The following is a 13,807-nucleotide window of genomic DNA, read 5'->3' as shown; positions in this document are numbered from 1 at the left end:
TCTTTGGCTGGCATATTTTTTTTGTTCTTCGGATTTCCTATTTTAATTATACCCTATTTAAATGCCGAACAGCTTATCGTGAGCTGGTGCAGCAAATTCTTCATCCCCAGTGTGAGTTCAGACCTTTAAATGAGGCTCTGGCAGGGAGGTCTCTAGCTATCCATCACGGAGGTTTGACAACTTCTCTGGCTTGCCTGTTAGCAGGTATTCCTCAGTTACTATTACCCAGACACCTAGAAGAGTATCTCAATGCCATAGCCCTGACTCAGTTAGGTGTAGCTAAAACAGTGACCCAACTAACTTGGGAAGAGTTATTCCTTGAACAAGCTCAAGCCTTGAAACTAGCTGAGAATGCCTCCCACCAAGCTGAAAATCTTTCGGATTGGAATCAAAATTTTATGGAAGCCATTTCCAGCTACTTAAAATCCTGGCTCTGTTAGACTCAGAACTTATGCTTACCTAAAATGAGGCAATTCAGTCAGATGTGAAAAGTGATGGAACTTTCGCTTTTCTTTATGACGTAGTTTAGATCCCACATTCCGCACTTCAAAATGTAGTACGAGCGCTCAGTCGAGCCGTCGAGCCGTATCTGGTACTCACACCAAATAACCATCAAGCAATAAATTAGATTTTACAGCAGCTCCAGGAGCCAGCACCGCGTAGGCGTTGGCGGAGCCTGTTCCTACAGAACGTATCGCGGGACTTCCCCCACCCGAAACCCTTGCTTTTTCGTACAAATTCTCAAGCTGATTTGTTTTGTGGAGTGAAAAACCGAATTCTCTACAACTGATGAGCGATGATATCGAGGTGCGATCGCTCATCTCCTACACAGAACCTTCTTTTTCCTGGCTGACCCGATTCGCTCTCATCCCGAAAAATCCCTTCTAGCTGCTCCGCTGAACCATTTTGAATCTGCAAAACTATCTCCGCTGAAATGAAGTTACCACCCCCCATCACCACCTGTAGCCCTGATCCTTTGAGAACATCCTGAATCAACCTGGCTTTATCCTCAATCGGTAACTTATCAATCTCAGCCTTGATCCGCTTGATGTCCGTCACACCATTATTCATCGCGTTACACTGACCTCTTGTTCCTTCGCTTTCCTCAACTGTGCCCAACGGTCTGCGATCGCATTGAGGATTTCTTCAATCTCGCTCATGGACGCTTTGGCAATTAAGTCTGTCCAGGGAATCCGAGTCGAACGCAACGCTTGAGCAGATTTTATCCCCAATAACTCATCCCAGTAGGCTTCCTGAAACTCCAACGGCATCGAGCGCACTATGGTCAGGAAATTACTGAAGGAAATATCGGTTTTCCCCGTCAAAAACCGACTAATCAAACTCCTGTGTAACCCGCTCCGTCTCGCGATTTCAGCGCCACTGTAGTTAAAAACTGAATTAACTTTGTTAAAAATTATTACTTCTTGCATAAATTTACTAGGGGATTTGCGCGTTTATTGCAATAATCCTTTTTTGGGAACACTGAGATCGTAGCACTTCAAGTTTAAGACCAATTCGTGCTATTGGCTTATCCCCCTTCTACGCCCATCTAGAGTTGGACATAGAAGTCGGCATTGTAGTTCAACTTGTAACATACTATGTAGTACGTTCTGTAACAGAGAAAAAATTACCCCCTACTTTTAACCAAGTAGAGGGACTTTAGTGATAGGCATCACGCGCCAAGATCGGGCGCACTGATGACACAAAAATAAAAATATGTAGGTATATTATGACACAAAAAGCCGAGTGGATCGAGAAACACCGGAACTTTGGGATAACTCACTCGCTTGCAGTGAGTACCTGGGTCGTTAAGGCATTCATAGAGAAGGGAATCGTAGGAAGCGCTCCGACTTCACCAACAGCCCTGGGAGGTGAAGCATGAATAAGCGTAACCACCGCCAGCCACAACTGGAAGACAACAGGGATGGATTTTTCATGGTTGCTGTAGGAGACGCGGCACTAGCCATCGGTAAAAAGCTCACGGGTTCTCAGCTTCGTCTGTGGCTTTATCTAATGATGGTCGATCCATTCTCAGACTATACAGCTTCCGGAGAACCCATCTATCACCAAATCCCGAACCCGGCTGATCTTGCCATCAAAATCGGGGTGTCGCGTCGAACCGTCGAGAAAGATTTAAACCTACTACGCGACCTCGACCTATACGACTATAAAACAACCGAGTGGTGGGGACATAACTTGTCAGCACACCGAGCCAGAGAGTCATCAAAACGGCTGAAAGCCAAGCAGGGCAAGGGCGGTTATTTAACCGCAGAAACGGCAAATTTAACGCACTTTGGTTTAAATAACCGCTCTGTCGAAAATTTAACCGGGAATGCGGCTAAAAAAAACAGCGACATATATAAGGATCGCGTGCGCGATCAGACTCTTCAGACTGATCAGACTAATCAGACTTTCTCAGAGCGAGAGAGAGAGACAAAAGTTGAACAACTCAAGTCAGATCCGGAGGTAAACAACCAGGAAAAGAAACAACCACAAACCAATAATTTTCCTAACCCTGCTCAACAATCAGTTAATTCCGAGGAAAAATTTTCCGCCGCCGCCGCCGTCGTTTTTGAAATTCCAGCAGAGAAGAAACGCGGATTCTATGATGCCCTCCGTCAATACGCAGCTAATCATGGAGCGAGATGCCCGTCGGCTTATGCCAAAACAGTCATGGCTGATTTAGAGCGGACGGGAATGTGTTCCCTCTGGGATGACTTCGAGGCGGGGTTAGAATTAGGAACTAGCGATCGCCCCACCCATGAATGGCTCGACCCAGAAACAGGCAAGCCCTACCCGTTCCTAGTCCGGGCAGTGGAAGAAATCGCCAAAGCTAAATCTAATGACACAGTAGCCGCCGCAACCGAGGCAGCAAAAATCATCGACAATGCCAAACTCTGCCAGCCAATATGGGCGAGTGTGAAGCGTGAACTATTGTGGTATTCCAAGGAAGCCGAACGGATGCAACGGTTAGGAGTTCGGCACACGTACCTACCGCCTCGGTATTCCGATAAACCATTAGAGCCAGCATTGGACGAGGTGAAGGACGCGATCGCTTCTATTACGCCTGGTCGTCATGTAGAGACCGAACATGGACGGTCTGTACTAGAAAAATCGGAGGCGACCCTGCCCCCGGTGGCTAAGAAGCGAGAAAAATCGCAGATGACCCCGACCCTGGGCGATGTAGAGACCGAACATGGACGGTCTGTACTAGAAAAAAAGAGTAATCGCAGATCGAGCCTCACCCCGCTGGCTGAGTCCTTAAACAATCTCAACGCAATCTTAGGGGAAGAAGAAACAAGGACACTCCCCGACCCGTGGGACTTCAATCCGCTTGAAGTACACGAACAAAGGGAGCGGAAGACTGAAGAGGCTTTAGACAAGGCTCGAAATGAGGCACAACGGCAGTTAAAAGCCAGCCAGATGGAGCAAACCTTAGAGCAGATTAAGGCAACTTTGCCCACAGACCAACAGAAGCGACAAGCTCAACTTCAAGGATGGATGAATGGGGAATATCCCTATCCTGCGATCGCCAAACGCCTCATTGAGGCGAATCAAAACTGGGGACTTTATCTCGAAGGTAAAAGAGTTTTAGAGGAGGAGTTTTAGGACATGGCACGCACAAAGACTAAAACAGCCCATGCGCCAGCACAGTTCTCACAAGCCTCTATTGCTCTATATGACCAAGCGCAACCGGGAATGCTGGCTACCACCACTACCGGGAGGATTGGTATTATAACAGAGAAATTTGTGAGTCTTGGGGGGATGCCTCATGTTTGGTTACAGGAGCCAGGGGCGGCGCTAACTTCACAACCCATTGATTTAATCGCCAAAGTAGAGAATAAACCGATAGCGGTCATTTTATTCGCAGGTGGTGGTGGGGTTGAATGCGGTATGGTGGCAGCGGGAATCGAACCAATTTTATCGGTGGAGTATGACCCAGACAAACCCGACGTGTCAGGGGCGATCACAGACTGCCACAAGAAGAATTTTCCCCGGTGTAAGGTGATTCGCCGCACTGTGCAGGAGTGCGCGGCTGAAAATTTTGCCTTCTTTCCCCAGGAGCCAGATATTTTATGGGCATCACCGGTATGCAGTAATTTTAGTGCAGCCAAGAATGGAGAGGAGCAAATTGAAGATGTTCTGGCTGCTAAAGCGGTAGTACAGGCGATAGCCGCAATGAGCCCCAAGCATTTTTTACTGGAGAATGTTACGGGCTATGCCAGCTCTGTAAGTTGGGGTGGATTGAAAGAGTCAATCCCCCAAGTGGAAATTAATCAATTGAATCCAAACTTGTTTCTTTCTTTAATCTCTCGTCCAGTTGTCATAAAGGCTTACGCTATTTTTGCCTTGGGCTTTTGGGTGTTTAGAGCCGTGCAGGAGCCTGACCATAAGCCGTGGCGTGGAATTGAAGCGCACATAAAGCAATTGGGGTATCAGGTGGATTCTTCCGCCGTGAATATGAGTGATTATGGAGTTCCCCAGGCGCGGGTCAGGTTTATCGTTCGGGCTTGTCGGGAAGGAAATCCCTTGCCTTTGCCGGAAAAGCAGCCCAAGATTTCTTGGTACGATGCGATCGCGGATCTGATTCCAGCTCTGCCAGACTCCAAACTACTCGATGGGCAGCAAAAGTCTGTGGATAAGTTTCTTAAGGCTAATGCCCCTGTTCCGCTGCTGGTTAATCGTGGCATCGGTCGCACCTGTTACAAGGTAGTTCCGAGTCATGACCCAGCTAAGACCGTAATGCGATCGCACTTCACTGATCACCGGGGGAATAGTCGTTCTAAGTTCGCGGATATTTGGCTACCTGATGGTACGGTCAAATCGGTGTCGATTGAGTGTATGGCACGGTTACAGAGCTTCCCAGACTGGTATCAGTTTCCGGAACAGGTAGCGATCGCCGGCTCGATTATTGGATATTCCGTTCCCCCTAAGTTTGTAGAACAGTTGATCAAGCCCCTCACTGAAACTGAAGCTGAAGCAGATAATCATAAAATTGCGCTGGCGGAGATAGCTAAAAGCGCCAAGGAAATGGAATGCCCCAATGCTATGCCTACTGTGAAGTGTGGCGTAGCACGTGATAATGACGATAACCCCCTTGAGGTGCGAGGCTTTAAGGTTGGTGAGCGCGTTGTTTATAACGGGAATAACCCTGAAGGGGGGATTGTAGATCCCGCTTTGATTTCGCGGGGTGAGATTATCTCATTCAAGCCTGTCTCTAGCGGATGTCAAATAGTCCCTTATGTTCGGTTAGACGACGGCTCCGAAAGGTTTTTTCCTTGGGACGGACTGAAAAAAGACGATGAATGGGTTGCCATTCCTGGGAAAGAAATTGGGCTTCCAGAGCGGGAAGCCTCGGAAGCACTAAAGAAGGCTGTTGACGCTGATCATGACAGTGAGCCTGTCGAGTCAGACTATTCGGCTCTGAGTATTGCTGAGATTCGCCGCGATGGGGGGACGCAGCCCCGCGAGAAGTTGGATTTAGCTCATAAAAACATTCTCAAAGAAGCGATAGAGGACGGTGCCGAGCTTGACCCGGTGGTAGTCTTCTACGACGGCGAGAGTTATTGGTTGGCTGACGGGTTTCATCGGTGTAAAGCAACTGAGGAGTCTGGCTTTGAGGACATCGATGTGATAATCCACCAAGGGACGCGCCGTGATGCTATTCTTTACTCAGTTGGCGCAAACGCTGAACACAAAGCAGCCAAGCCCCGTAGTCGCGCCGATAAACGACGGGCAGTAATGATGCTGCTCAATGATCCGGAATGGTCCAAGTGGAGCGATCGCGAAATAGCTCGTCAATGTAAAGTGGATCACAAAACCGTAGGGAGATTTCGATCAAGTCTCACTGGGGAATTCCCCAGTGAGGATGGACAACAAAGAACTTATAAAACTAAGCATGGCACAACGGCGACCATGAAGGTGGGAAATATTGGCAATGGCAAAAATGACTTGGGGGCGGCGAGCGCTGCTGACAATCCCTTATTGGATGGGACGGTAGCCGAAGAAGGCAATGGTAACGGTGAGATGGAAACAGACACTCCCAAACCCACAATCAATCCAGATGACTACGCTCTCGCTTTCCTTTCTAATCTAGACAATATTAAAACGGACTTGTTGAGGGAGGCGCGAGCGCGAATCGACGCCAAACTTAACACCTCGGCTTTGCTCGGTGTTGAGCCTGATGAGACGGTGAAAGCTGTGGTTGAAAATGCGGATCGGTTCTCGGCTGATGAGGTGCGGTTGATGATCGAGGTCTTGAAAACCCACCAAGCCGATTAACTGATGGTGGGGGGAGAGGGGGAGGAACCATAAGTCCCACGCCATAATCTTTGACGCAAGCGTTGGGTAGTTCACAGCTCTAGCTCACTGCGCTTTTTAGGTTTTCCATACGCTGTGATATTCTGAGTCATTACTGGAGGTGTTGGTTGCACAGAGTCAATTGGTTCATAATCGGGACTGCAAGCAAGGTAATGCTACGGAAATATTAAGGGTTTAGCAAGAGATATTTTTTTAGGAGAATTTCCCTATTAATAGAAACTTTTTGTATTAACAAGGAAAAACCCTTCAAAAATACAGTTTTGCCACCCTTTTATATTCCTTGTAACTACCTTTGCTTAAAATGCCCTGATTTTAGGAGACAGGAATGTGGTCAAACGAGCACCACCCGATCTAATTCTTTGCTTGGATTTTGGTGGGAGTTTAACGAAAGGAATCGCTATCGATAAGAATTTGGTGGAGCATCCTATTTGCATGGAGCCTGAAGTTATCTCATTGCCAACTCAGGCGATTAAGGATTATGAAGCTCAAAAGATAGGAAGTCCAGTTCCTCTGGATTCGGCTTGGGTTTCGGTTGACTCTGACAGTTATGCTGTGGGGTATCTAGCTCGTTCGCGGTTCAATGCTAATGCGGGGTTGTCTTCCCTGAAGTATGAACGAGCTTTTCCTAAAACGTTGGCAGCGGTTTGGGTTGCAGCACAGAATCTGAAGCTTAAAAATAAATTCTCGGCCGCGATCGCTATACTTCTCCCAGTTAGTGAGTACAAGAGTTCTGACTGGTTGCATGAACTGCTTGTCGAATCGCTAAAAAAGTTCAATACGCCAACCGGTCAGATGTCTGTTAACTTGATGGCGTTTGATTGTAAGCCGGAAGGTTGCGGTATCTATATGATGCGCCAGTTGGGAGATGATGCTTTTGCCGTTAATCGAAAGACAATTGCCGTTGTGATGGTAGGGTATCGCAATGCCTCTGTTTTGGTTTCAGAGCGGGGTCAGATAACGATTAAGCGGACTTCAGATTTAGGCTTTGTTCGGTTGGTGGAATTGGTAGAAGGGCGAGTTGCTTTACCGCCTTCTACAGCAAGATTAACCACGGCGATTGCCAAGGCTGGGGAAAAGTTTAATCGTTATTCCTTCCTACCCTTAGCGTCATCTACTGGTGAAGAAGCTCGTGATATGGAAGTAGATCGGCTAATTGAGGCGGCAAAATCATCTCGTAGTGAGTATAGTTTGGCGCTTTCTAGTTGGCTAAGGGAAGTGATTCCTCGTTCAGTAGAGCTGGATGAAGTTTTACTGTGTGGTGGCACAGAATATGGTTTTTGTCTTAGAAGAACAAGCTAATTTTTTGCGAACGACCTTTGATCTCACTAAATCTCTTCCCTCTTATTCGCATTCTGTTGTCGAGACAAGAGTTCCACAGAAAGCGGAGGTTCAAGACGAGCCGTGGACTGCATTAGTTGCTCAAGAATTTAATTCAGGTGGGTTGTAGTTATGAGTCAAATTCACTTCGTTGACGGTGAGAAGGGGGGGGTTGGTAAATCGTTTTTTACCAGGGCGCTGGTTTATCACTGTCTAGCTAAGAAGTTAAGTTTTCATCTGATAGACAGCGATCGCTCGAACCCGGATGTCCATAAGCGTTACCCGGATATCTCTCAAACCATCTTCTTCAGTGAGGTTGAGAAGAAGAGTAATGATGCAGATAGAATTTTTGAGTTGTGTGAAAAATTTGCAAGCCAAATCAAGCACATCCTTGTCCAGAACTACTTCTCAGCCGATGAAGATGACTGGGAGATGATTTACCGGGAGTACCCCAAGCTTCAAGAGATCATCAAAACACATAATATCCCAACTTTAGCCTTCCCTCGGCTGGGAACCACCGATAAGAACCTAATCGACCAGAACCAATGGACATTTGAGCAGACGATTGACCGAGAGAACACTCAAATTGGTGCCTTGTCCAAGCAGCGGGTCGTGACATTCCTGCGATCGCTCTCCCATAACCTAGACCAGCTTGGTATTTTCACCCCTGAATCTTTCAAATCTCACTCGGCAAAAGCTAAGAAGCCAGCGGCATGAAACCTTCCCTGCTAGACAAGCTCCTCGATGGGCGGGATGAAGTGTTTAAGCGTAAAGTACTTCATCTGGTTAGCCAGACGGGATACTCAGAGAATGACCCGTTGTTCGTCATTCTAATTGTGACGGGTACTCTGCAAACCTTGCTCAATGACAAACCAGCTGAACTTGAGCAGATGTTTAGCCGTTGGTTTGGCTCAGTTACTAAGTCCCTTGATTTGGTAGAACAGGAGATTGTCGAACGCCAAAAAACGGCTATTGCTGAGGCGGCTGGCGACTTAATTAAAAAGGCTGAACGCCAAGAGAGTCAACGATTTTTCAAAAGTATTCTTCCCGGTGCGATCGCTTCTTCTGTTGTGTTGGTGGTGGGGTTTGTCGCTGGGATAACCGTTCCCCCAGCGGTGCGGGGAGGGTATGTGGCAGGGGAGCGCCTAACGGCTGAGGATGTGGAAGTACTGCGGTGGGCAAAGTCATCAGATGGGCGTTATGCAAGGCAGTTACTGGATTGGAATGCGGATTACTTAAAAGTGTGTGAGCGAGACATCGTAAACATCCCGGTGAAGCTGAAGATGGGTACACAAGAAGCAAAGCGCGGCTTTTGTCTTCTGTACACCAAACCTCCGGAGGCAAGATTATAACATGTCGAGCTACCCTTTAGTCTTGATTCCTAAAGTACTGGCAGATTTCCGGCAATCCCCAGTTGTCGCCAGTCCGCCGAAGCCTGTAACTTTAGTCACTCCTCAACACGGCAGTCGCTACAACGGGACGGCAGTCGCTACAACGGGGGGGACCCCCGCAACGCGCTGCCTTGGGAACCCCCGCAACGCGCTGCCTCCTCAGCTAGTTGTTCGTAAACCGCCAAAGTGGATGCGCTGGGTGGGTTCTTTCTTGGTTGTACTGGGGTTAATCAAAGCAACGACGGTGTTGGGTGGTGTATTTTTTGCTGCTGGAGCTGCATTAATTGTCGCGTCATGGTTGTGCAAGAAGAAGGCGTTTATCCGAGTGCGGCGGCTTGCTCCGACTCCTTTGCATTCCCAACCCGACGCTCCTACGTCGCTACCGCTTACGCTATCACCAGTCGAGCAACGCAAGGCTCATTTGCGGGAACTAGCATCACTAATGGAGGGGCGAGTTTTACTGCCGACGGGGACAAGTGATGCCCCGGTGGGAGCGTCGGAAAAGCGGTTTGGTGAAGTGCTGAATCGGTATTTTTCGGGACGAGTGTTTCCGCAGATGGAAGTACCGATACCCAACTATCAGCACAACTACAGCACAGATTTTTGTCTTTCAATTCCGGAGGTCAATTTATGGATTGATATCGAAATAGATGAACCTTATGACTACAAATCGGGTAAGCCAACCCATTGTTGTGATGATGGGCGAGATGCTAACCGCAATACCTTTTTCCTAAACAATGGCTGGGTCGTGATTCGGTTTTCTGAGCAGCAAGTTGTTGATTATCCGGAAAGCTGCTGCAAAGAAATCGCCTCTGTCATTAAAAAGCTCACTGGGATTGAGGTGTTCTATAAGAGGCTAGAAAACGTTCCACAGCTTACCTCATCTCCTTTGTGGACAAAGCGACAAGCTAAGGAAATGGCAAAAGCTAAGGTGCGTGGTAAGTATTTGCAATCTAAACTCTAATTGAGGATACTGAGATGAACATTGTTCAAAAAAGACCTGCTCGAATTAGCCAAGAAACTGAAATGCTGATGTTATTGGCTGGGGGAGCGCTGGCGACGGACTTGGTATTTTTCTTAACACCAAATTCCATCCTTCTAAGTACTGTGGTTGGGGTGGGGTTGACGATGACGATGTACCCGAAAGCTACATCCAAATTTGCATCAACTATAAGCTGGGTTTATCGGCGTTGTCGCTGGGCGGGGGTTTTATTTTCTCTTGTATCAATACTCTACCTCTTGAATTTCTTTGCGGCTCCTGCTCAAGCCCAGTTTCTCAACCAAACGGAAACCTGGATGGTGTCAGTATTTCCCCAGGCTGATGCGTTTGCACCGTTGATTTTTAATGCCATCCGGCTGCTGATTGTGTTGTTTGTCATCTTCAAGGCGTACCAGGCGGTTCAGGCGGCTCGCAATGACGAAGAATGGAGTACTTTGGTCAAAATTCCTCTAATAATTCTAGTTCTTGTTGCCATTACTGACATTACTGTTGGATTCATTACTGGAGCATGAGCGAACCGAAGTTTCGCAAGGTCAATGAAAACTTAGGTAAACAGCCAGGAGTCGGTCCGTTCCCGGCTGAGCAAATCATCCCCTGGAGCATGATTTTCGGCGCAAGCATCTATATTTGTCGGGCATTGGGATTTAGCTGGACGTGGACGGGTGTTGTTGCTCTGTGGGGTATCTCAACTTGGTGGGTGATTACGGGTAGTAAGCCCTGGCGTTTCTTAGCCAAGTTTGTCGGGACACCCTATTGGGTTAGGGGTTATGGGCGATATCGGAGAATTTTGGGTCATGAGCAAGTCACAAACGAAAAACCCCAATAAAAAGATTGGCAGCAAGCGCTTTGATGATGGCACAGCGAAGCGCAAGGGAACCCCCCTGGAGGATTTCTTTCACTTAACAACCATGCTGCGAATTGAGTTAAACTCACGCCGGATTGGTGGTTATGTCCTCCGGAAAGGGGAAAACAATTTTAAGATTCAGTTTGGGTTTGAGTGTCGGGGCATCCACTCTGCACTCAGAACCGAACAAATCGACCCAATTTTCGACGCCCTGGAGTCGGGATTGAAGGATTTCCCAGACGGTGAGCAGTTAACCGTTCATATATCATCCTTTACTTGTGACACTGAACGTCAGCAGCAGTTAGCTGGGCTGAGTAAGGCTGCTCCGTCTCCAGAATTGGCGTTTCTGATAATGGGCGATCGCGCTCGTGTCAGAGAACTGACCGACCAAGGAATTCGCAAGCCCAAAACCTTGATTCTCTATGTTTCCTACACCGTTGAACCGGATGTGGAGTCTGGGGATTATGTTGAAAAAATGCTGGCTCGTGGTGAACGGTTGTGGAAGTCGTTCACTGGGGAATTACAAAAGCTGCAATTTACCCGAATTGAACGCCTTTTGGCACAAGCATTTACGGATGGGTTCCAGCGCTGGGAGATGATGCTCTCTAATAAGTTGGGTTTGGATGTTCGTCCTCTCAATGAGGTGGAGTTGTGGGAAATTTTATGGCGACGGTTTAATAACTCTGTACCCATCGCCGTTCCTCAAACTCTGGTGTTTGGGGATGAGGGACTCTCAGAAGAAGTTCAGTCTGAGTTGTCTCCTGTCACCTTGTTGATGGCTGACTCTATACCCATCGCAGATCGGCATTGGGTTAACGTCAAAGACAAGTATGTTGGGGTGTTGACATTTGTCGATAAACCTGCTGGTTGGCTCAATAAGAATGCCCAAATGCGTTATTTGTGGGACGTTTTGGCTCGTGACGCCATCTACGATACCGAGATTATTTGTCAATTAACCAGAGCCAACGAAGCAATGGTTAAGACCAATATGCAGCGGCTCACTAAACAGGCTATCACAACGTCAACTGTCGCGAGTAAAAGCGGAACCATCGATGTCAAGGCTGGGCTGAATCTTAAGAAGGGGGTAGAAGCCCAAGAAGCCCTTTACGAAGGCTCAGTGCCGTTTCATACGGCGGTGGTTTTCCTGGTGCATCGGGATGCGGTGAATCAACTGGAGGATGCCTGTCGGTTCATCTCGTCCCTTTTCCTGCGTCCCGCTTGGGTTGCTCCAGAGCAAGAATATCCCTGGCTTGTTTGGACGCAAACTCTGCCAATCTGTTGGGAACGTCTACTGGCTCGTCCGTTTAATCGTCGGCAAGTCTATCTGAGTAGTGAAGTTTTGGGACTGATGCCACTGATTAAACCACGAGCGATTGACCGAACCGGACTAGAGTTGATTGCGGCTGAGGGTGGAACTCCCATTCATATTGATTACTGTACCAAACACCGTAACATTGGGCTTTTTGGTACAACCCGTTCGGGGAAATCGGTCCTTGCGTCAGGACTACTTACCCAAGCGCTGGCTCACGGGATGCCCGTGGTGGCGATGGATTATCCCAAGCCGGATGGTACGAGTACGTTTACCGACTATACCCAATTTATGGGCGATCGCGGTGCTTACTTCAATGTCAGTTCGGAAAGTTCCAACCTTTTTGAAATTCCTGACCTGAGTAATCTCTCTCCTGATTTGCAACGGGACAGATTTGAGGATTACAAAGACTTCCTGGTTTCAGCACTGATGACGATGGTGATTGGTTCCAACAGGGCTGTTTCATTCTAGGAGTGTGGCAAGTGCCCAAAGCCTTCCATAGAGCCAAGTCTGGGCGTTTGTAATTGAGAGAAAACCTAAAATTCTCAAAAGATTGATGGCGATGGTTAGGAGAATGGATAGGTTGGTGACGGCTTGAAAATGGCAAATAGGGGATAAATCCTCTTTAAAAAGGGCATCTCTTACCCAATGGAGTTGGTTCTCAATTTTCCAATGACCTCGAATTTTAGCAGCGAAAGTTTTGGCATTCGATTGACGACTGCTCAAATAATAGACAGTCTGATCAACAGGTTTGGATTTTCGCGTCCCGATACGTTGAACCTGGATAAAGCGTTGACTGTTGAGCCAAGTTGATTTGACATAATTTGGCAGTTTAAAAACAGAAACAGTTCTCTGAATATTACGACCACGACTCTTATCGTATTCAATATATTGACTGAGAGGTGGAGTAGTTATCGCCAAGTCATGTAAAGTTTTACGGAGATTTTTCTGATTGTTTTTGACAGTGATTAAATAATCATTATTGCCGTCGATAATGTTTTGGACAGTGGTTTTTTGACAGTGGATAGCATCGAGGGTGATAAGTTGATTGTCAGAAGGAAGGTCGCGGATAATGCCTTGAGCTGCCTGGGTTTCAGTCTTGGTAACTTGTTGGCGGCTGTCCATCGCCAAGACTAATCCATTATCAATGGACAATTAATAATTGATAATTGATAATTGACAATTGATGAATTGGGTCTAAGACTTCTTCGTTTAAGGAGAGGTCATTATCCATTGTTCATTATCCATTGTCAATTTGTAAAGATTTTACTACTCATTGATGGCGTTGTCTTTGGGCGATGAGAGCAGAGAATGAAACAGCCCGGAAGGGATTACGTTTGATAATGTTGCAACGATTATGCAACGATTATGGGGCAAAAAACACCATAAATGCAACGTGATCCACTTGCGTTAGCTAGGGGAAGAAATCGACGAAAACTAGATGGGCTAAAGATTTGGACGCTCTCATGCGTTGCCCATAAATATGTGATAATAAGTTGTCAGGGTGACAAGTTATGTAGGAAAAAAGGTGGAGTGGTTTAAAGGTGAAAAGCTGCTGTTGAGGATTTTGGGTTTATGCAATCGCATAACAAGATGAGCTGAAAATCAGTGGGGTATATGGTGTA

Annotated in this window: 13 protein-coding genes; 10 read left to right on the top strand and 3 right to left on the bottom strand. The window is 47.2% G+C overall.

From position 1 onward, the window contains the following. On the top strand, positions 1 to 440 hold a 440-nt coding region (locus tag ACLGGO_RS32675; protein WP_446422446.1), incomplete at its 5' end, for a glycosyltransferase. 340 nt (positions 441 to 780) lie between these two features. Here the strand turns inward: ACLGGO_RS32675 and ACLGGO_RS32670 are convergent. Together ACLGGO_RS32670 and ACLGGO_RS32665 are read right to left on the bottom strand one after the other, a co-directional pair. Then, positions 781 to 1,071 carry a hypothetical protein gene (locus ACLGGO_RS32670; RefSeq protein ID WP_446422445.1) on the bottom strand — a complete coding sequence of 97 codons (291 nt, stop codon included), beginning with the start codon at positions 1,069 to 1,071 and terminating at the stop codon, positions 781 to 783. Beyond that, on the bottom strand, positions 1,068 to 1,430 hold the full coding sequence (locus tag ACLGGO_RS32665) for a hypothetical protein (protein WP_446422444.1): 363 nt from the start codon (positions 1,428 to 1,430) through the stop codon (positions 1,068 to 1,070). The genes ACLGGO_RS32670 and ACLGGO_RS32665 overlap by 4 nt, the downstream gene beginning before the upstream one ends. A 448-nt stretch (positions 1,431 to 1,878) precedes the next feature. Here ACLGGO_RS32665 and ACLGGO_RS32660 point away from each other — a divergent pair, with 448 nt between their 5' ends. The 9 genes from ACLGGO_RS32660 (at position 1,879) to ACLGGO_RS32620 (ending at position 12,653) form a co-directional block, all read left to right on the top strand. Next, complete coding sequence (locus ACLGGO_RS32660) at positions 1,879 to 3,609, top strand: hypothetical protein (RefSeq protein WP_446422443.1); 1,731 nt, start codon at positions 1,879 to 1,881, stop codon at positions 3,607 to 3,609. 3 nt (positions 3,610 to 3,612) lie between these two features. After that, the gene (locus ACLGGO_RS32655) at positions 3,613 to 6,282 is read left to right on the top strand and encodes a DNA cytosine methyltransferase (RefSeq protein ID WP_446422442.1); all 2,670 of its coding nucleotides are present in this window, start codon (positions 3,613 to 3,615) and stop codon (positions 6,280 to 6,282) included. Between the two features lie 471 nt (positions 6,283 to 6,753). Continuing rightward, positions 6,754 to 7,620, top strand: coding sequence for a ParM/StbA family protein (locus ACLGGO_RS32650; protein WP_446422441.1), 867 nt, complete (start codon positions 6,754 to 6,756; stop codon positions 7,618 to 7,620). Between the two features lie 150 nt (positions 7,621 to 7,770). Then, the gene (locus tag ACLGGO_RS32645; RefSeq protein WP_446422440.1) at positions 7,771 to 8,355 is read left to right on the top strand and encodes a hypothetical protein; all 585 of its coding nucleotides are present in this window, start codon (positions 7,771 to 7,773) and stop codon (positions 8,353 to 8,355) included. Beyond that, on the top strand, positions 8,352 to 8,990 hold the full coding sequence (locus tag ACLGGO_RS32640; protein WP_446422439.1) for a DUF6753 family protein: 639 nt from the start codon (positions 8,352 to 8,354) through the stop codon (positions 8,988 to 8,990). Before ACLGGO_RS32645 ends, ACLGGO_RS32640 begins: the two co-directional genes overlap by 4 nt. A gap of 1 nt (position 8,991) precedes the next feature. Then, positions 8,992 to 9,993 carry a hypothetical protein gene (locus ACLGGO_RS32635; protein ID WP_446422438.1) on the top strand — a complete coding sequence of 334 codons (1,002 nt, stop codon included), beginning with the start codon at positions 8,992 to 8,994 and terminating at the stop codon, positions 9,991 to 9,993. Between the two features lie 14 nt (positions 9,994 to 10,007). Continuing rightward, the gene (locus ACLGGO_RS32630; RefSeq protein ID WP_446422437.1) at positions 10,008 to 10,541 is read left to right on the top strand and encodes a hypothetical protein; all 534 of its coding nucleotides are present in this window, start codon (positions 10,008 to 10,010) and stop codon (positions 10,539 to 10,541) included. Beyond that, a complete protein-coding gene (locus tag ACLGGO_RS32625) occupies positions 10,538 to 10,855 on the top strand; it encodes a hypothetical protein (RefSeq protein WP_446422436.1) in 318 nt (105 codons plus the stop codon). Before ACLGGO_RS32630 ends, ACLGGO_RS32625 begins: the two co-directional genes overlap by 4 nt. Further along, positions 10,824 to 12,653, top strand: coding sequence for a hypothetical protein (locus tag ACLGGO_RS32620; RefSeq protein WP_446422435.1), 1,830 nt, complete (start codon positions 10,824 to 10,826; stop codon positions 12,651 to 12,653). Before ACLGGO_RS32625 ends, ACLGGO_RS32620 begins: the two co-directional genes overlap by 32 nt. Here ACLGGO_RS32620 and ACLGGO_RS32615 read toward each other — a convergent pair. Continuing rightward, positions 12,645 to 13,337 (bottom strand): ISAs1 family transposase, encoded by a 693-nt coding sequence (locus tag ACLGGO_RS32615; protein WP_446422434.1) that lies wholly within the window; start codon positions 13,335 to 13,337, stop codon positions 12,645 to 12,647. The genes ACLGGO_RS32620 and ACLGGO_RS32615 overlap by 9 nt on opposite strands. Positions 13,338 to 13,807: the final 470 nt, after the last annotated feature.

This window comes from Coleofasciculus sp. (assembly GCF_046565525.1).
In the GTDB taxonomy this organism is placed as follows: domain Bacteria; phylum Cyanobacteriota; class Cyanobacteriia; order Cyanobacteriales; family Coleofasciculaceae; genus Coleofasciculus.
This window is presented reverse-complemented; position numbering and strand designations above follow the sequence as displayed.

Excerpts from the sequence above, each read along its gene's own strand:
- ACLGGO_RS32670 (WP_446422445.1), bottom strand. The coding sequence starts at position 1,071 with ATGAATAATGGTGTGACGGACATCAAGCGGATCAAGGCTGAGATTGAT.
- ACLGGO_RS32665 (WP_446422444.1), bottom strand. The coding sequence starts at position 1,430 with ATGCAAGAAGTAATAATTTTTAACAAAGTTAATTCAGTTTTTAACTAC.
- ACLGGO_RS32660 (WP_446422443.1), top strand. The coding sequence starts at position 1,879 with ATGAATAAGCGTAACCACCGCCAGCCACAACTGGAAGACAACAGGGAT.
- ACLGGO_RS32655 (WP_446422442.1), top strand. The coding sequence starts at position 3,613 with ATGGCACGCACAAAGACTAAAACAGCCCATGCGCCAGCACAGTTCTCA.
- ACLGGO_RS32650 (WP_446422441.1), top strand. The coding sequence starts at position 6,754 with ATGGAGCCTGAAGTTATCTCATTGCCAACTCAGGCGATTAAGGATTAT.
- ACLGGO_RS32645 (WP_446422440.1), top strand. The coding sequence starts at position 7,771 with ATGAGTCAAATTCACTTCGTTGACGGTGAGAAGGGGGGGGTTGGTAAA.
- ACLGGO_RS32640 (WP_446422439.1), top strand. The coding sequence starts at position 8,352 with ATGAAACCTTCCCTGCTAGACAAGCTCCTCGATGGGCGGGATGAAGTG.
- ACLGGO_RS32635 (WP_446422438.1), top strand. The coding sequence starts at position 8,992 with ATGTCGAGCTACCCTTTAGTCTTGATTCCTAAAGTACTGGCAGATTTC.
- ACLGGO_RS32630 (WP_446422437.1), top strand. The coding sequence starts at position 10,008 with ATGAACATTGTTCAAAAAAGACCTGCTCGAATTAGCCAAGAAACTGAA.
- ACLGGO_RS32625 (WP_446422436.1), top strand. The coding sequence starts at position 10,538 with ATGAGCGAACCGAAGTTTCGCAAGGTCAATGAAAACTTAGGTAAACAG.
- ACLGGO_RS32620 (WP_446422435.1), top strand. The coding sequence starts at position 10,824 with ATGAGCAAGTCACAAACGAAAAACCCCAATAAAAAGATTGGCAGCAAG.